Origin of the sequence: Pelagibius litoralis (assembly GCF_011683915.1) — a bacterium.
Classification (GTDB): domain Bacteria; phylum Pseudomonadota; class Alphaproteobacteria; order Kiloniellales; family Kiloniellaceae; genus Pelagibius; species Pelagibius litoralis.
The window spans coordinates 106,572-124,314 of the sequence record NZ_JAAQPH010000008.1 but is presented as its reverse complement, the minus strand read 5'-3'; the positions used below and the strand labels follow the sequence as shown (position 1 = coordinate 124,314).

16 protein-coding genes and 1 riboswitch are annotated in these 17,743 nt (G+C 62.5%); of the genes, 13 read left to right on the top strand and 3 right to left on the bottom strand.

From position 1 onward, the window contains the following. The first annotated feature begins 23 nt into the window (after window positions 1-23). Window positions 24-2,444 carry an FAD-dependent oxidoreductase gene (locus HBA54_RS12150; protein ID WP_167224834.1) on the top strand — a complete coding sequence of 807 codons (2,421 nt, stop codon included), beginning with the start codon at window positions 24-26 and terminating at the stop codon, window positions 2,442-2,444. Here HBA54_RS12150 and HBA54_RS12145 read toward each other — a convergent pair. After that, window positions 2,425-3,486, bottom strand: a complete 1,062-nt coding sequence (locus HBA54_RS12145; protein WP_167224832.1) for a LacI family DNA-binding transcriptional regulator — start codon at window positions 3,484-3,486, stop codon at window positions 2,425-2,427. The genes HBA54_RS12150 and HBA54_RS12145 overlap by 20 nt on opposite strands. A 264-nt stretch (window positions 3,487-3,750) precedes the next feature. Here HBA54_RS12145 and hisD point away from each other — a divergent pair, with 264 nt between their 5' ends. The 8 genes from hisD (at window position 3,751) to HBA54_RS12105 (ending at window position 12,642) form a co-directional block, all read left to right on the top strand. Beyond that, complete coding sequence (gene hisD, locus HBA54_RS12140; RefSeq protein WP_167224830.1) at window positions 3,751-5,067, top strand: histidinol dehydrogenase; 1,317 nt, start codon at window positions 3,751-3,753, stop codon at window positions 5,065-5,067. After that, on the top strand, window positions 5,064-6,326 hold the full coding sequence (locus HBA54_RS12135) for a DegT/DnrJ/EryC1/StrS family aminotransferase (protein WP_167224828.1): 1,263 nt from the start codon (window positions 5,064-5,066) through the stop codon (window positions 6,324-6,326). Before hisD ends, HBA54_RS12135 begins: the two co-directional genes overlap by 4 nt. A 177-nt stretch (window positions 6,327-6,503) precedes the next feature. Next, window positions 6,504-7,463: an ABC transporter substrate-binding protein gene (locus HBA54_RS12130; RefSeq protein WP_167224826.1), complete on the top strand. Its 960-nt coding sequence runs from the start codon at window positions 6,504-6,506 to the stop codon at window positions 7,461-7,463. A 62-nt stretch (window positions 7,464-7,525) separates the two neighbouring features. Next, on the top strand, window positions 7,526-8,560 hold the full coding sequence (locus HBA54_RS12125; RefSeq protein ID WP_167224824.1) for a quaternary amine ABC transporter ATP-binding protein: 1,035 nt from the start codon (window positions 7,526-7,528) through the stop codon (window positions 8,558-8,560). Beyond that, complete coding sequence (locus tag HBA54_RS12120; RefSeq protein WP_167224823.1) at window positions 8,557-10,101, top strand: ABC transporter permease; 1,545 nt, start codon at window positions 8,557-8,559, stop codon at window positions 10,099-10,101. The genes HBA54_RS12125 and HBA54_RS12120 overlap by 4 nt, the downstream gene beginning before the upstream one ends. Before the next feature lie 218 nt (window positions 10,102-10,319). Further along, on the top strand, window positions 10,320-11,027 hold the full coding sequence (locus HBA54_RS12115; RefSeq protein ID WP_167224821.1) for an ABC transporter permease: 708 nt from the start codon (window positions 10,320-10,322) through the stop codon (window positions 11,025-11,027). Beyond that, complete coding sequence (locus tag HBA54_RS12110; protein ID WP_167224819.1) at window positions 11,020-11,766, top strand: ATP-binding cassette domain-containing protein; 747 nt, start codon at window positions 11,020-11,022, stop codon at window positions 11,764-11,766. Before HBA54_RS12115 ends, HBA54_RS12110 begins: the two co-directional genes overlap by 8 nt. Before the next feature lie 78 nt (window positions 11,767-11,844). Beyond that, entirely contained in the window at window positions 11,845-12,642 is a 798-nt protein-coding gene (locus HBA54_RS12105) for an ABC transporter substrate-binding protein (RefSeq protein ID WP_322096032.1), read from the top strand. Here the strand turns inward: HBA54_RS12105 and HBA54_RS12100 are convergent. Continuing rightward, entirely contained in the window at window positions 12,639-13,547 is a 909-nt protein-coding gene (locus HBA54_RS12100) for a substrate-binding domain-containing protein (RefSeq protein WP_167224817.1), read from the bottom strand. The two genes, HBA54_RS12105 and HBA54_RS12100, sit on opposite strands and share 4 nt — an antisense overlap. 253 nt (window positions 13,548-13,800) lie before the next feature. Here HBA54_RS12100 and HBA54_RS12095 point away from each other — a divergent pair, with 253 nt between their 5' ends. Continuing rightward, the gene (locus HBA54_RS12095) at window positions 13,801-13,986 is read left to right on the top strand and encodes a hypothetical protein (RefSeq protein WP_167224815.1); all 186 of its coding nucleotides are present in this window, start codon (window positions 13,801-13,803) and stop codon (window positions 13,984-13,986) included. A gap of 11 nt (window positions 13,987-13,997) precedes the next feature. On the opposite strand, the gene HBA54_RS12090 is transcribed toward HBA54_RS12095, so the two are convergent. Next, on the bottom strand, window positions 13,998-14,444 hold the full coding sequence (locus HBA54_RS12090) for a carboxymuconolactone decarboxylase family protein (RefSeq protein ID WP_205944600.1): 447 nt from the start codon (window positions 14,442-14,444) through the stop codon (window positions 13,998-14,000). Between the two features lie 319 nt (window positions 14,445-14,763). Then, window positions 14,764-14,871: riboswitch (guanidine-I (ykkC/yxkD leader) on the top strand. Between the two features lie 91 nt (window positions 14,872-14,962). Here HBA54_RS12090 and HBA54_RS12085 point away from each other — a divergent pair. Genes HBA54_RS12085 through HBA54_RS12075 form a run of 3 tightly spaced genes read left to right on the top strand, consistent with a single transcriptional unit; the run spans window position 14,963 to window position 17,717 of the window. Then, window positions 14,963-16,051: a putative urea ABC transporter substrate-binding protein gene (locus HBA54_RS12085; RefSeq protein ID WP_167224813.1), complete on the top strand. Its 1,089-nt coding sequence runs from the start codon at window positions 14,963-14,965 to the stop codon at window positions 16,049-16,051. Window positions 16,052-16,080: 29 nt separating this feature from the next. Continuing rightward, the gene (locus HBA54_RS12080) at window positions 16,081-16,902 is read left to right on the top strand and encodes an ABC transporter permease (RefSeq protein ID WP_167224811.1); all 822 of its coding nucleotides are present in this window, start codon (window positions 16,081-16,083) and stop codon (window positions 16,900-16,902) included. Next, window positions 16,899-17,717: an ABC transporter ATP-binding protein gene (locus tag HBA54_RS12075; RefSeq protein ID WP_167224809.1), complete on the top strand. Its 819-nt coding sequence runs from the start codon at window positions 16,899-16,901 to the stop codon at window positions 17,715-17,717. The genes HBA54_RS12080 and HBA54_RS12075 overlap by 4 nt, the downstream gene beginning before the upstream one ends. Window positions 17,718-17,743 lie beyond the last annotated feature (26 nt).

Here is a 17,743-nt window from a genome sequence, read left to right as displayed (position 1 = left end):
TCGCTTTGAGGGAGTTTGGGACCATGAAATCGCAGGCCCGGGTTGTGGTGATCGGCGGTGGTATCGGCGGCTGCAGCGCGCTCTATCACCTGACCGAAGAAGGTTGGCGCGACGTGGTTCTGGTGGAACGCGACGAGCTGACTTCCGGCACCACCTGGCACTCTGCCGCCCAGGTCACCAACTTCGGTGCTAATCAGGTCATGGTCGGGCTGAAAAGCCATTCGATCCGGCTTTACAAGGAGTTGGCCGAGGATCCGGACTATCCGATCAACTACCATCACGCGACCGGCGGACTGCGTCTGGCCTCGACCCAGGATCACCTCGACGGCTATCGTCATTTCATCTCGCTGGCCAAGGGGATGGGGGTCGACTTCGAGCTTCTCGATCCGGCGGAATGCCGGCGCCGCCACCCGCTGATCACCACCGACAATCTGCTGGGCGCGCTCTGGGATCCGCTTGATGGGGACATTGATCCGGCCCAGCTCTGCCAGGCCCTGGCGCGGCGCGCCCGCAAGGCCGGCGCGGAGATCTACCGGCACACGCCGGTCACTGCCTTGACTGAAAAACCGGACGGTGAGTGGATCGTCCACACGGATAAAGGTGACATCCACTGCGAGATGATCGTCAACGCCGGCGGATACCGCTGCAACGAGATTGGCGCCATGATGGGGGTCGAACTGCCGGTCGCCTCGATGGAGCATCAGTACCTCTTGACCGAGCCGATCCCCGAGATCGCGGAACTGGACTTCAGGGTGCCGCTGCTGCGCTGTCCGGCCGATGATTTCTACTCCCGTCAGGAGAAGCAGGGCCTGCTGGTCGGGTTCTACGAGCAGGGCTGCAAGACCTGGGGACTGGATGGCATCGACCCGAACTTTACCAACGCGCTCTGCCCTGACGATCTGGACCGTTGTATCGACACCATGGAAGGGACCTTCCGGCGTCTTCCCTGTCTGATGGAGGCCGGTATTCACTCGGTGATCAATGGGCCGATCACCTATACGCCGGACGGTCTGCCACTGGTCGGGAAGATACCGGGCAAGCGCAATGCCTGGTGCATCACCGGTCTGCGGGCCGGCCTGGGCGAGGGTGGGGGACACGGCTGGCTGCTGGCGCAGATGATGGTGCGGGGGGAGGCCTGTTACGACACCTGGCCGCTCGATCCGCGGCGCTTCACGCGTCACGCCACGGTGGACTACACCGCGTTGAAGGCGGTGGAAGACTATCAGAACGAGTTTCGCTTCCACATGCCCCATGAGTACCGGCCGGCGGCGCGAGAGATGAAGACAACCCCGCTTTATCCCGTTCTGGCAGGGATCGGGGCTGCCTTCGGCGTGGTGAACGGCTGGGAGCGGGCGCTCTATTTCAAACCGGCGCCGGATTTCGAAGAGCAGCACTCCTTCCGCTTCAACAATACCTTCGATGTCGTCGCGCAAGAGGTGGCGGTGGTTCAAAATGCCGTCGGCATCATGGAGGTCTCCGGCTTCAACCGCTATGAGATTACGGGCGAGGGTCTGGACGATTGGCTTGACGGTATTGTCTGTTCACGGCTACCGCGGCGGCCCGGCAAGGTAGCCCTGACCTATCTGCTGAACGAGCAGGGCAACATCAAAGCGGAAGCGACCATCGCCAGGCTGGCGCCGGACCGGGCCTGGTACGGCGCGGCGGCTGCGGCCGAATATCATGATCTGGATTGGCTGAGCGAGCGGCTTCCCGCTGATGGCTCGATCCGGTTCGAAAACCTGACCGATGACTTTTCGATCCTGGTACTCGCCGGGCCGCGCAGCCGCGATGTTCTTGCCAAGGCCGCGCCGGGCTGTGACTGGTCGCGGGAAGCCTTTCCCTGGCTGTCGGTCCGCCCGGTCGCTGTCGGCGATGCCGAGGTATTGGCCATGTCGGTGTCGTTCTCGGGCGAACTGGCCTGGGAACTGCACATTCCCAATGGACAGCTCACGGCGGTTTTCCAGAAACTCTGGGCGGCGGGTCAAGCCTTCGGGATCCGGCCTTTCGGCCTCTACGCCACGGAATCCCTTCGCCTTGAAAAGGGTTTTCGGCATTGGAAGGCGGACCTGATCACCGAGTACAACCCGCTGGAGTCCGCGCTCGACCGTTTCGTGCGTTGGGACAAGGATTTCGTTGGCAAAGCGGCGCTTGAAAACATGGCGGCAAGCGGGCCGCGCCGCTGTTTCGTGTCCATGACCCTCGATACCGCTTCGGCACCGGCGCAGCCGGGGGACTCCGTCCTTTCAGGCGACAGGGTCGTGGGCAGCGTTACCTCGGCCGGCTGGGGGCACCGTGTCGGATGCAACCTTGCCCTGGCCTTCGTCGATCCACCGTTTGCCCAGGACGGCAGTCTGCTGTCGGTTGAGGTTCTGGGCGAGGCGGTAGCGGCGCGGGTCGGCGAGATCTGCCTCTATGATCCGGCGTTCAGCCTTGTCCGCGCTTAAGGCCCTTTGTCGGCCCGGGAAAGGGCTCCGGGGGCGCGGCTGTCGACTTCCGCACCACCAGGGTCGTTTCCAGCGGCCGGGGCGCGGCGACGCGTTCGCCGCGCAGCTGGGCGAGAAGGTGATGCGCCGCCTGCCGGCCCATTTCCTCTCGCGGGGTGCGGATGGTTGTGAGCGTCGGCATGGTCTGGCTTGCCAGCCACATGTCATCGAAACCGGTGACCGAGACCTGGCCCGGCACATCGATGCCCATATCGCGGGCTTCGAAGAGCGCCCCGTAGGCATGCGGTTCGGCCCCGCAGATCACGACCGTCGGCGGTTTGGAGCCGGACATCAGGATGTGGAAGGCATCGCGCCCGGCCTCCGGCTCAAAGGGACGGTGCAGCAACTGATCGTCGTCGAGCGACAGGTCATGCCGGGCGAGGGCTTTGCGGACGCCGGCCAGCCGGGCGCCGGCCCTGTCGTTGTGTTCGGTGAAGCCCGAGATCATGCCGAAGCGCCGATGGCCCAGGGACACCAGGTAGTCGACCAGGTCGGCAGAGGCGGCAGCATTGTCGAAGCCGACACAGTGTTCTTCACGGTCGCCGCTGGACACCCAGGTCAGCACATAGGGAATGCCCTGGCGCTCGATCTGACGATAGATGTTGGGGTCGCGGTGCCCGCCGACCAACAGCAACGCATCGACAGGACTTTCCAGGAAGTTGCGGATGTGAACCCGCTCGTGCTGCTGGTCGTACTCCGAGCAGGCGACCGCCACGGTATAGCCGGCGCTGCCGACTTCTTTCTGAAAAGCCTCCAGCGGGCCGCCGAACAGCATGTTGTCGAGCGACGGCAGGATGGCGCCGATCATCCGGGACCGTCGTGAGGCGAGGGCCCGCGCGGAGCCGTTCGGTACATAGCCCAGCTGGTCGATGGCGCCCTGGATGCGCACCCGCTTTTCCGCCCTGACCGATTGGGGCTGGTTCATGCAGCGTGAAACCGTTGCCGGCGATACGCCCGCCAGTCGTGCAACGTCTTCCAGGGTTGTGGTTTCCCTACGGCTCAATTTGAAAGCCCTTCCATTCCGGCGGCCACGTCAACGCCCCTGCGCTGGCGTTTCGGCCCAAAGCAACCTGTATCCCTTCGTAATCCGTGGCCATAGAAAGCCAATTTCATTTCAAAACAATGGCTAACCCGGGGTGGGCGCTTGCCGGTTGACTCGATGCTAAACTATGTGATCTCCTAATGAAAAGGGCGTTATTTGAAAGCGCTTTCAAAGGCCGGGACGGCAGCCGCAATGCATTGCAGCTCAAAACGGGACATATAGGCGATGGGCGAGGTTTACCTGAAGCAGGCGCCTGGCAGCGACAACGCGGCTGGCTCCAGGACGACGGAGACCGTTGCCGGGATGCTGTCCGAGCTCGACTCGGGCGGTGAGGCCAAGAGCCGGGAGTTTGCGCAGAAACTGGATGCCTGGCAGGGCGATATCGTTGTGCCGGAGGACTGGTTTCGCGATGCCGAGGCGATGCTTCCCGAGTCCACGAAAGATGATCTGCGCTATGCGCACGCGCGGGTGCGCGACTTTGCCCAGCGGCAGAGGGATTCCCAGCAGGAATTTGAAATCGAACTGCTCGACGGTCTGATGACCGGCCAGCGGTTGATTCCGGTGACGACCGCCGGCTGCTATGTGCCGGGCGGTCGCTATGCGCATGCAGCCTCGGCAATCATGAGCGTCTGTACCGCCAAGACGGCGGGCGTTGAAAACGTCATTGCGACCTCGCCGGCCAAGGGCGAGGAACGCATCCATCCGGCGATCCTCTACGCCATGAAGCTTTCCGGTGCCGACAGGGTGCTGGCGCTCGGCGGTGTACAGGGCGTGGCGGCCCTGGCGTATGGACACTTCACCGGGCACCCGGCCGATATCATCGTCGGACCTGGCAACAGCTTTGTTGCCGAGGCCAAGCGGATGCTGTTCGGCCGTGTCGGTATCGATGTCATTGCCGGACCGACGGAATCGATGGTGGTCGCCGACCACACGGCGGACCCGGCGATCGTCGCTGCGGATCTGGCCGGACAGGCTGAACACGGACCGGACTCCCCGGTCTGGCTGGCGACCACCAGCCGGGAACTGGGCGAGAAGGTGATCGAACTGATGCCGGGCATCATCGCCGCACTGCCCGGTCTTTCCGGTGACTCGGCCACGGCAGCCTGGCGGGACTTCGGCGAGGTTATCCTCACCGATACGCGCGAGGAGGCCTGCGCCGTCTGCGACCGCTATGCGCCGGAACATCTGCAGGTGCAGGCTGAAGATCTGGATTGGTGGCTGCGTTCGCTGAAGAACTACGGCTCGTTGTTTCTGGGCGAGGAGACCACGGTGGCATTCGGCGACAAGTGCTCCGGTCCCAATCACATTCTGCCGACCCGTGGCGCCGGCCGCTATTCCGGTGGCCTGAACGCACAGAAGTTCGTTAAGGTACTGACCTATCAACGAATGACCAGAGGGGCTTCGCGCGGTGTCGCCCAAGTTGCCAGCCGGATCTCGCGCCTTGAGGGCATGGAGGGCCATGCCATGACCGGGGATGTGCGCCTGGCCAAGTACTTTCCCGACGAGGTGTTCAAGCTGGAACCGGAGGCCAAGGCCCAATGACAGTTTCGGATGCGCGCTCTGAGCCGGATGGCGGCGCGGTTTTCCGCGGCGATCTGAGCGCGCCCGACCCGATCCCCGAGGCCGGCATCGAAGCGGCGGTAAAACTGATGCGCGACGGCCGACTGTTCCGCTACGGCGAAGACCGCGACACCATTCCGGAAGCGGCATTGCTGGAGCAGGAATTTTCCGACTACATGGGCAGCAAGTACTGCGTCGGTGTGAATTCCGGCGGTTGCGCCCTGTTTCTGGCGCTGAAGGCGGCGGGAGTCGAGGCGGGCGACAAGGTTCTGGTGAATGCTTTCACCCTGGCGCCGGTACCCGGGGCGGTTGCCCACGCCGGCGCCCAGGCGGTCCTGGTCGACATCGATAAGCGCCTTGTTGCCGACCTGGATGATCTGGAGCGCAAGGCCGCCGAGAGCGGTGCGCGGTTTCTCATGCTTTCCTATATGCGCGGCCATATTCCCGATATGGATGCGGTAACCGCGCTCTGCGCGCGCCACGGGATCGTCATGATCGAGGACTGCGCCCATACCATGGGGGCGGGTTGGAACGGCCGCCTGACGGGCAGTTTCGGCAAGGCGGGCTGCTTCAGCACCCAGACCTTCAAGCACATCAATTCCGGCGAGGGCGGACTGATCGTGACGGATGACGAGGATCTGGCGGCACGCGCCATTCTTCTCTCCGGCAGCTATATGCTCTACGCCCAGCATCGCGCCCGCCCGCCGCTTGAGGTCTTTGAGCGTCATCGCTTCGCCACGCCGAACTGCTCCATGCGGATGTCCGGTCTGGTGGCCGCCCTCCTGCGGGCGCAGTTGCCCCTGTTGGACGAGCGCAATGCGCGTTGGCGGCAGATCTATGCGGTGCTGGCCGACGAACTCTCCGGTATTGAGGGGATTTCTCTGCCGCAGCGGCCGGCTGAAGAGGATTTTGCACCGAGTTCGCTGCAGTTCTCAGTTGCCGACCGGTCGCTTGACGACAGGCAGATCGCGCTCTTCGTCGATGAGGCCATTGCCCACGGCGTTCACATCAAATGGTTCGGCGCAGCAGATCCTGTCGGCTTCACCAGCCGTCACGACCACTGGCGCTATCTCGGCGAGGGCGCTGGCGGTGGTCTGCCCAATGCCGATCGGCTGCTGCATCAGCTTTGCGACATCAGGCTGCCGCTATGGCTGAGCGACGAGGATTGTCATACGATTGCGGTTGTCTTGCGCGAAGCCATGGCCAAAGCCAGGGCGGCCGCGGTTAAGCTCTATGCGTAGAGGAGTACTGTGTAGAGGTGGACAGGGAATTTCGGCGATATAGCCGGAGATGGCGGGCGGACCGGGAAGTCTGTTGGCCCGGCATTGGCAGAGTGAATTGGGGGACGGTTGAGAGCGGGTAAACCGACGGATGCCGGACGAAACGACAAAACGAACTACGAGCAGGAGTATGAGGCTATGAAAATCAATAAAGCACTTTCGAGCGTCGGGGTGGCAGCCATCCTGACGATGGCGGGCCCCGCACAAGCGGCAGACGTGGTGATCGGCGTGCCGAACTGGCCCTCGGTCAATGCGACGGCGAACATTCTGAAGGTGGCTATCGAAGAGAATCTCGGCCTTTCGGTCGAGCTGCAGAACGGCACCAATCCGATCGTTTTCGAAGCGATGGACAAGGGATCGATGCATGCGCATCCTGAGGTCTGGCTGCCGAACCAGTCGAACCTTCACGACACCTACGTGAAGGAAAAGGGCACTGTCGTGAAGAACGAAAACGGCGTTGCCGCGTTTCAGGGTATGTGCGTGCCGAAGTTCGTCGCCGATGAAATGGGCGTCAAGTCGATCACCGATCTGACGGATCCGGACAAGGCGGCGCTGTTCGATACCGACGGCGACGGCAAGGGTGAAGTCTGGATCGGTGCGCCGGGCTGGGCCTCGACCTCTGTCGAGAAGGTCCGGGCGCGCTCCTACGGCTATGACGAGACCATGGTGCAGACGGAAATGGACGAGACCCTGGCCTATGCCAATCTCGACGCCGCGATCAAGGCAAAGCAGCCCTGGGTCGGTTTCTGCTATACGCCGCACTATGTGTTCGCCCTGCATGAACTGCATGCCCTTGAAGAGCCGGCCTATGATGCGGCCAAGTGGAATGTGCTTCAGCCGACCGATGACCCCGCATGGCTTGAAAAGTCCTCCGCCGCGATGGCTTGGGATACGGCCTACCTGCATCTTCACTATGCGAAGTCGCTGGAATCCGATTTTCCCGAGGTAGCGGCCATCATGGCGAACATGAAGCTGACCACCGAAGAGGTCAGTGCCATGACTTATGCGTTGGTGATCGAGAAGCAAGAGGCTGACGCCTACGCGAAAGCCTGGGTCAAGGACAATGAAGACCGTGTTCTTGGCTGGTTGAGCCAGTAGCGCCTGCCGCGGCCGCCAAGTCTCTTGGCGGCCGCATTTCTCTTACGAAGGCAGGTGATATTATGACCGACCCCGCTGTTAAAGTATCGGGTGTTTGGAAGGTATTCGGCCCCCGTGCCGACGAGGCCATGGCCGCGATCAAGGCCGAGGGACTGACCAAGCCCGAAGTTCTGGAACGTTTCGGCTGTGTCGTCGGCGTGCAGGACGCGAGCTTTGAAGTTCCCCGTGGCGAGATCTTCTGCATTATGGGCCTTTCGGGCTCCGGCAAATCCACTCTGGTACGTCACGTAAATCGTCTTATCGAGCCGACCGCCGGAACCATTGAGCTGCTCGGCCAGAATGTGAATGACATGTCGCCGGGCGAACTGCGCCAGGTGCGTGCGCAGACCATCGGCATGGTGTTCCAGCATATGGCGCTGATGCCGCATCGTTCCGTGCGCGACAACGTGGCCTATCCCCTGGAAATCCGAAAGGTGACTAAGTCCAAGCGCTGGGCCATCTCTGATCATGCGCTCTCCCTTGTCGATCTGGTGGGTTACGAAGACCGCTTGCCCAGGGAACTGTCGGGCGGGATGCAACAGCGGGTCGGTATTGCCCGGGCGCTGGCCTCGGACCCTGAAATCCTGCTGATGGACGAGCCTTTCTCGGCGCTCGATCCGCTGATCCGTCTGCAGCTTCAGGATCAGTTCAAGGCGCTGGTGGCGCAGTTGCAGAAAACCACGCTCTTCATCACCCACGACCTCGACGAAGCCATCCGCATCGGCCATCGCATCGCCATCATGAAAGACGGTATCATCGTGCAGATCGGCACGCCGGAGGAGATCGTAGCGAACCCCGCCGACGACTATGTTCGCGAGTTCGTCCAGGGCATATCGAAACTGAAGCTGGTAAAGGCCCATACGATCATGCAACCGCTGGAGAAATTCAACGGCAGCCTGGAGGGCGCACCGCGTGCTGACGAGGGGGCCGATCTCGACCAGCTTATCGACATCTCGGTCGACAGCGACCTTCCCGTGGTAATCACAGAATCGGGCCGCGACGTCGGGGTGGTAACGAAACCGCGGTTGCTGCGCGGCATTCAGGGGGGCAAGGAATGACCGATGTTACAGTAACTGCGGCTTCCGATATCGAGATCGATCGCGAGGCGCTGGATGCCTCGATTGCGGAGTTCACCGGAAGCAACAGCGGCTACTATGCCGCCGCCTTCCACAAGATCCATGAGTCTTCGGGGGCGGTACCCCTGACGTTCAATCTGGCGGCGGCGGTTCTTGGTCCTGTTTGGGCCGCCATGCGTGGTGTCTGGGGTTTCTTCTGGGGCTTCCTGCTGCTGGAGATGATCGCCTGGGTGCAGATCGGCCGGGGCGCCTGGGGCGACCTGGGTGCTGACATCTTTGAAAGGGCGGAGCGTCAGCGCGAGCGGGCAGCCGGATTTCTGGAGCGCGCCGATCAGGCGCGGCAGGCGGGCGAAGACCCGGCCCGGTTTGAAACTCTCGCTGCCAACCTGACGAAGGCGGCCGAAAACAGCCAAGTGGCGGCCGATGCAGCCCAGGCGGAGGCGCTGTCTATTCTGATTGTCGGCCTTGTCCTGCTGCTGCTCTTGAAGCTGTTCCAGGGTGTCTGGTCCAACATCGTCTATGAAAAGCAATACTCGCGCTGGCGGATCGATCCCGATCATGTGGAGTCGGGTTTGAAGCCGCGCAACCTCATCCTGGGAATAGTCCTTGTTCTCACCATCGCGCCGCTGACGGTGTATAAGTTTACGATCAGTGGGACGCCTGATTTCCTCAACAGTTTCCCGGCGGATAAGGACCACTACGTCAACACGGCCAACTGGCTGGAAGGGCACATCGACGCCGCCGCCCTGGGGGGCGCAGGGGCTTTCGATTCAATCGTCGCCGCGGTTCGCGCGGTGCTCGACGCCCTGACGATCGCCTTGATTGGGACGCCCTGGCCCGTCGTCATGGCAGTGATTTGCGTCGTCGCCTGGCGTGCCGCGGGGCCGCGGGTTGCGATCTTCACGGCGGGTGCTCTGGCCTACATCGCTTTTCTCGGGTATTGGGAAATCAGCATGGAGACCGTCGCACTGGTCGGCGCGGCGGTTATCATCTGTGTGTCTTTCGGCATTCCCTTCGGTATCTGGTTCGGCAAGTCGAAACGCGCCTATAAGTTCGCCGAGCCGGTGCTTGATCTGATGCAGACCCTGCCGGCCTTCGTTTACTTGATTCCGATCATTGCCTTTTTCGGTACCGGCAATCCGCCGGGCATCCTGGCGACCATTATCTTCGGCATGCCGCCGGTGATCCGTCTGACCGCGCTCGGTATGCGCGGCGTGCCGGAGAACATCAAGGAGGCGGCGACCGCTTTCGGGGCGACCCGCTGGCAGTTGTTGAGGGATGTCGAGGTGCCTCTGGCCCTGCCGTCGATCATGGCCGGGGTCAATCAGACCATCCTGATGTGCCTCTCCATGGTCGTGATCATCTCGCTGATCGGCGGCGGGGGGCTCGGCAAGGTGATCCTGGAAGCTCTGCAGTACGCGGCGAAGGGGCCCGGGCTGCTGGGCGGCTTCGCCATCCTGTTCTGCGCCATGGTCATCGACCGCATCGTACAGGGCGGTTTCCGCCGGGCCGACCAGAAGTAGGCTTCTCTGCCTCAAAGCGCGGTGTCCGATCCTTCCGGATCGGCGCCGCGCTTTGGTATCAGATCCCGACATCTTTCCTGAAACCCTGCAGTCTCAGCCCTACCGTGGTCGGCCTTTGTCGCAGGCCGGGCGGCTGCGGGCTTGCTCAATTCGGAGAAAAAGACATAAAATGCATGATAAAGCATAGATTCATCAGATAAACGGCCTGAGAATAGGGTATGCAGGACTTCGGGGCGGCTTTTGCCGAGGCTTTTGCGCTGATCGCCGGGCTCGATGCCGAGCTCATGGCGATCATCGGGCTTTCGCTGCGGGTTACCTTCTCCGCGGTGCTGATTGCCTGCGCCATCGGGCTGCCGCTGGGTGCCTTGTTGGCCGTTGGCCGTTTCCCGGGACGCGCGGCCCTGGTGGTGCTGGTAAGCGCCCTGATGGGCCTGCCGCCGGTGGTGGTGGGCCTGGCGGTCTATCTGCTGCTGTCCTCCGCCGGCCCGCTCGGCGTTCTGCAACTGCTCTATACGCCGACGGCGATGATCATCGCCCAGGCGATCCTGGTGACGCCCATCGTGGCGGCCCTGACCCGTCAGGTGATCGAGGACCTGCACGGCGAATATGACGAACTGTTGCGTTCCCTGGGAACCAGCCGTCTCGGTACCGTCGCGACCTTGCTTTGGGATGCCCGCTACTCGCTGTTGACGGCGGCGCTGGCCGGTCTCGGCCGCGCCCTGGCGGAAGTAGGGGCGGTGATGATCGTCGGCGGCAACATCAACCATGTGACCCGTGTCATGACCACGGCGATCGCGCTGGAAACGTCAAAGGGAGAGTTGGCTTTGGCGCTCGGCCTTGGAATTATCCTGGTATGTCTCTCCATCCTGATCAACGCGGGCCTGATGGGGCTGCGCCGCACGGCGGAGCGCATGGCCTATGCCTGAGGTGCTGGCCATAGACTTCGGCGACGAGAAAGCATCGCCCCCCGCGATCCTGCTGGACGATGTGGTGTTGGAGCGTGGCGGCAAGGCGGTGATCGACCGCTTGAGCCTGCCCCTGGGTCCGAAGGGCGTAACAGCCTTCATGGGCCCGAACGGCGCGGGTAAGAGCCTGACCCTGCGGCTGATCGCGGGATTGATCGCGCCGACCGCGGGCCGCATCCGTTTTGCCGAAGGGGTGCCCCTGCCGCAGCAGATTGCCTTGGTCTTTCAAAAGCCGGTGCTGCTGCGCCGTTCTGTCAGGGCCAATCTCGATCATGCGTTGAAGACCTTCGGCACGCCGCGCCGGGAAAGGCCTGCACGTCTGGCGGACTTGCTGGCCCTGGGGCAGCTTGAGCCTTTGGCGGAGCGGCCGGCCCGGGTTCTTTCCGGCGGCGAGCAGCAGCGCGTAGCCATGGTCCGCGCCCTGGCCGCTAATCCGAAATACCTGCTGCTGGACGAGCCGACGGCGAGCCTCGACCCGCAGGCGACGGCTGCTATCGAGACGCTGGTGGCGCGCGCCGTTGCCGCGGGGGTTCGCGTGATCCTGGTCACCCACGACCGGGGCCAGGCCGGGCGTCTGGCCGACGACATCTGTTTCCTGCACAAAGGGCGCCTGCTTGAGGCCGCGCCCGCCGCGCGTTTCTTCCAGGCGCCGAAGACCGCCGAAGCCAAGGCTTACCTGGCCGGCGACCTGCTTCTTTGACTTCTGCAATCAACCAATGCAATCAACCAAAAAGGTGATAACGAGATGCTAGTGAAGGCCCTAAGGTTTGCGATCCCAGTGCTTGCAGCCGCGTCCCTGATGCAGGGCAGCGCCCTGGCCGCGGACGACTTCATCATCGTCCAGTCGACGACCTCGACTCAGAATTCCGGCCTTTATGACCACCTGCTGCCGAAGTTTCAGGAGAAATCCGGTATCGAGGTGCGGGTGGTGGCTGTGGGAACGGGGCAGGCGATCAAGAACGCGCAGAACTGCGACGGCGATGTGCTGCTGGTCCATGCCAAGGTCTCGGAGCAGAAATTCGTCAGCGAAGGCTACGGCGTCAGCCGCGCCGATGTGATGTACAACGATTTCGTCATCGTCGGCCCGGCCGCCGATCCGGCGAGTGTTGCCGGCGGCAAAGACGTGACGGCGGCCTTGGCGAAGATCAAGCAGACCTCGGCGGCCTTTGCTTCGCGCGGCGACGACTCCGGCACTCACAAGAAGGAACTGGCGCTGTGGAAAGCGGCCGGCGTCGATCCCAGCGGCGACAGCGGCGGCTGGTACCGGGAAACCGGCTCCGGTATGGGCGCCACCCTGAACACCGCGGTCGGCATGGGCGCCTATGCGATGACCGACCGGGCGACCTGGATCGCCTTCGCCAACAAGGGCGACCATAAGATCGCCGTTGAGGGCGATGAGCGGATGTTCAATCAGTACGGCGTGATCCTGGTCAATCCCGAGATCTGCGACAACGTGAAGGCGGATCTCGGCCAGCAGTTTATCGACTGGATCCTTTCCGACGACGGCCAGTCCGCCATCGCCGACTACACCCGCGACGGCCAGCAGCTTTTCTTCCCCAACGCCCGGATGAGCTAAGCCCCATTCCAGTGCACCTTGCCGAGCCCGGTAATGTCGTAGCCGCCTAATCCGGCTGCCTTCTCGGCGAAGGCGGTCGTACGACTGAACGCCAGCAGTTTCTGCAGGGGGGGGTCAAACCAGCTTCGCCGGTCGACAACCAGATCGAAGCGTTCTTCGATGGTCGCAACAAAGGGCAAGCCGAATTGCCGGGCCATGGACTGAAGGCCCAGGGCGGCATCGGCCTGGCCGCCGGCCACCGCGGCGGCGGCATCGGTTTCGGTGCGGGCCAGTTCGGGAAGCAGGGTAATCTCGTTCTCGCCGATGCCTGCGGTTTTCAGGAGATGGCGCATCAACAGGGCGGTGCCCGCCGTTGCCTGGCGCTGGACCAGACGGCGGCCACGCAGGTCTGCAACCTCGGAGATTTCCTGTGCCAGGCCGGGCGCAACGATCAGGCCGCGCTGGCGCTTTGCCCATTCCACCAGGACCACCGGACGGCCGGCGAGTTCCGAGGCAACGTGGTCGCGGTTCCAGCCGTCTCGTTCCGGTTCGAAGACATGAATGCCGGCGGCAGCAGCTTCGCCGGAGGCCACGCGCGCCAAGCCGTCGAGGGAGCCGTCAAAGAAGCTCGCCATGCCGGAGCCGGACTCCCGGATCGCCCAGTCCAACAGCGGATCGTGGCTGCCGGCGATGACATTGGCGGTGCCGGTGTTGGCACCGGTTATGGTTGTCTCGGGCTGGGGGGCGGGGGCGCCGGCCAGCCAGGCTTCCAGCTCAACCCTTGGAAAAAGCAGCTTGCCGGTCAGGCGGCGGCAGGGAATATCGCCCTCAGCCGCCATGTCGTAGACCTTGCGCTCCTTCACGCGCAGCAGTGCCGCCACTTCCTTGGTGGTCAGAAAAGCCGGGGAATCCTCAAGCTCGCTCATAAGAACACCATTAGACCGATCCACCCTGTAAGGGAAGGGGCCTGGGTAATGGAAGGAGGGACCTGGGCCGCTTCGTTTGAATGAAGCCGGATTCGGTGATAGGAAGCGGTGGCAAGTCACATTCAGCAGAGATTGCCGCCGTGATGACCCCTGCGACCGCCGAACCGCTTGATCGAAGCGCCGTCCCCATCGTCGACGTCGGCGACCTTCTCGCCTGCTGGACCAACGATGCTACCGTTCGACACCGCACCGGGTGATCAACACCTCAGGCCGTGAAAGGCTTTCGCTGGTGCTGGCTTACGATCCGGCGCCGCAGATCCTGGTCGATCCGCGACAGGTGTTCGGTACGGGGGTCGAAACCGACTATGAGCCGATCACCTGCGGCGACTATCTTACCTGGCGTTTCGGCAGGTCCTTTGCGTATCGCAACGAGGCCTGAATGGCGGGCCGCTAGGTTGTTTCCGGCTTTGCGTAATAACCGACGACATCACCCTCGGTCGTCACGCCAAGGCCGTTCAACAGTCGGTTGACGTAGTTGAAGTCGCCGACGATCTGGTTGACCTCGAGAATTTGGCCGTCGTCCAGACCGGTATCGCGCATGGCCGCGACATCGCTCTGGGCCATCTGTCCGGGCGTGCGGATCAGCTTTCTTGCATAGCGCATGATGGCCAGTTCTGCGCCGTCAAAGGCATTCTCCGGTGCGTCGCTTTTCAAGGCCGCTTCGATGACGTCGGCGCGTTGATCGTCGGCGATCAGGTGACGGGCATTGGCCCAATGGTTGGCAAGGGAATAGGGGCAGTCGTTGAGGATCGAGACATAGGACGAGACGGTTTCCTGCAGCCAGGTCGGCAGGCTGTTGATCTCGTCGTTGGAGCGCTGCGCGATAAAGCGCGACATGACCCCGCATGGTATTCGGGCGCAGGGAGTGAACCCGCATAACGTTGTCGACGGTGGGGGGGGGGGCGCCAAGGCCAGGTCCGTGAGCAGGTCCGCGCCGGCTTCTTCGTCCGCCAGCATCTTGATCCAGGCGGTCGCGGGATACCTGCCTGCCTAACGATTGGGCGTCGATGAACCTCTGCCCAATTTCTATGCATTCGTAATAATCGTTATATTACAAATGTTTGTAGGCATGCAGCTCATTACGCCAGCTTTTTCGTACTTTTCCAAGACCCCGGAGCTTAGCGCTGAACTGGCACGTTGTTTGCGGATGGTCCGGACGCAGGGCGTCTAGGGTTCCGACCGTCGAAAGCGACGGTGTCTGGTCCGAGAGATGCACTCCGGGAACATCAACCCGGAGCCACGGCGGGCCAAAATCCCGGGAGATCACTGCAAGAGGTCTGTGGCCGTCTTCAGGAATTCTCTTTGCCTGTTTTCGACCTCAGAACGGCGAAACGAGATCGAACAGGAGGTTTGGCGTGCTGCGAATCCTTTCCAGAAAGCTGCTATCCAGCAGATTGCTATTAGGGCTCTTTCTTCTCGCTCTTGCGGCGACACTGCAACCGGCCCAGGCCGCCAAGAAGGAGAGCTTTCGTATCGCCTGGTCGATCTACGTCGGCTGGATGCCCTGGGCCTACGCCGACGAGATGGGCATCGTGAAGAAATGGGCCGACAAGTACGGCATCGAGATCGAGGTCGTCCAGATCAACGACTATATCGAGTCCATCAACCAGTTCACCGCCGGTGCTTTCGACGGCACCGTCATGACCAACATGGATGCGCTCAGCATTCCGGCCGGCGGCGGGCTCGATTCCACGGCGCTGATCATCGGCGACTTCTCCAACGGCAACGACGGCCTTGTGGTGAAGGGCGAGGGCGACATTGCGGCGCTGAAGGGCAAAAACGTCAATCTGGTCGAACTTTCGGTTTCCCACTATCTGCTGGCCCGCGCGCTGGACAGCGCCAAGCTGACTGAGCGGGAACTGACCGTCGTCAACACATCCGACGCGGACATGGTGGCAGCCTATAAGACCGCCGATGTGGAAGCCGTGGTCACCTGGAATCCATTGCTGAGCGAAATCGCGGCGGAGCCCGGGGCGAAGCTGCTCTATACCTCCGCCGATATCCCCGGAGAGATCATCGACATGATGGTCGTGAATACCGAGGTACTGAACGACAACCCGGACTTCGGCAAAGCCCTGGTCGGCGCCTGGTACGAAACCATGGCCGTCATGTCTGCGGATGATGAAGCCGGCAAGGCGGCCCGCACCTTTATGGGTGAAAAGTCGGGCACCGATCTTGCCGGTTATGAGGCGCAGTTGGCGACGACCAGGATGTTCTATGAACCGGCTGAGGCCATCGCCTTTGCCAAGAGCGAAGACTTGATGAAGACCATGGATGTGGTGCGCAGGTTCCTCTTCGATCACGGCATCCTGGGCGAAGGTGCGCCAAGCCCCGACTACGTCGGCATGACCTTTCCGTCAGGCGCGACGCTGGGTGATCAGGCGAACACCAAGCTTCGCTTCGATGCGGATTTCATGGGCATGGCGGCAGAAGGCGCGCTCTAGGCAGGCAAGAAGGGACCGGCGACAGCACGATGGGGCGGGTGATCAACCGGCGGCCGGGACGCGGCCTGCAGCTTTTGCTCGGCGCCTTGCCGTTCGTCGTCCTGGCCGCGGTTTATCTTGCCGCTTCCGACGCCCGTCTTTCGATTAACCCTGCGGACAAGCTGCTGCCGTCGCTTCAGAGTTTCACTGAGGCCATCGACCGTCTGGCCTTCCAACCCGATTCACGCAAGGGAACCTACATCCTATGGGCAGATACAGCCGCGAGCTTGTTGCGTCTTTGCCTGGGTCTTGTGATCGCTACCGGCATCGGCCTCTCGGCCGGCGTGGCGATCGGACTTCTGCCAATGGTGCGGGCGGCCTTCGCGCCGCTGGTGGCGGCGTTGTCGATGGTCCCGCCCTTGGCGGTCCTGCCGATCCTGTTCATCGTCTTCGGCCTCGGCGAGCTGGCCAAGGTGACGCTCATCGTGATCGGTATTACGCCGTTCTTAATGCGCGATCTTTCCATGTCGGTGGCCGCGCTGCCGCGCGAGCAACTCGTCAAGGCCCAGACGCTTGGTGCCTCAACCTGGCAGATCGCCACCAGGGTGGTCCTGCCCCAAATCCTCCCGCGCCTCATCGGCGGGCTGCGGCTCTCACTCGGCCCGGCCTGGCTGTTCCTCATCTCGGGCGAAGCGATTGCCGCGACCGAGGGCCTGGGCTACCGGATTTTCCTGGTCAGGCGCTATCTCGCCATGGATGTGATCCTGCCCTACGTCGCCTGGATCACGTTGCTGGCCTTCATGCTCGACTTCCTGCTGCGGCGGCTGTCGCGCCGGGCTTTTGACTGGATGCCTGAGGAGCAGCGGCAATGAGCCTGATCGCCGTGCGCAACCTGAGCCAGACCTACGGTGATCATACTGTACTGGAGCGGATAAACCTGGAGGTGGCGGAGCAGGAGTTCTGCGCCATTGTGGGGGCCAGCGGCTGTGGCAAGTCGACGTTCCTGCGTTTGCTGTTGAGCGAGGAAAAGCCCAGTCGCGGTGAGATCCATTTGGATGGCGCGCCGCTGGCCGATGAGCCGACGGCGGACCGTGGTGTCGTTTTTCAGCGTTATTCGGTCTTTCCGCATTTGACGGTGATGGAGAACCTGATCCTGCCCTTGGAGATCAGGTCGTCCCGGCTCCTCGGGCGGCTCTTCGGGGCGCAGCGCCGGGCCACGAAAGACAAGGCAGAACATCTGCTGGAGCGGGTTGGCCTGTCCCACGTCAGGGATGCTTATCCCAAGACGCTTTCCGGCGGCATGCAGCAACGCCTCGCCATTGCCCAGGCGATCATTTCAAAACCCAAGGTGCTGCTGCTGGATGAGCCTTTCGGTGCGCTCGACCCGGGCACCCGTGCGCGTATGCACGAGATCATCCTGGCGCTCTGGCAGGAGGAGAAGATGACCGTCTTCATGGTCACCCATGACTTGAAAGAGGGTTTCAAGCTGGGCACCCGCCTTCTGGTTTTCGACAAGCTGCGCTGGGACCCCCATGCACCGGAAGCCTATGGCGCGACCATTACCTACGACCTGCCGCTCGACGACCGCCGCAGTTTGCCGCCCGAGTTGATCGAAGCGGCCTCCAACGAAGAACCACCCCATAAACCGATTTTCGGGAACGAAGGACCTAGAGATGTTTTGCACTGATCCCTGCCGGCGGACCACCGCCGTGG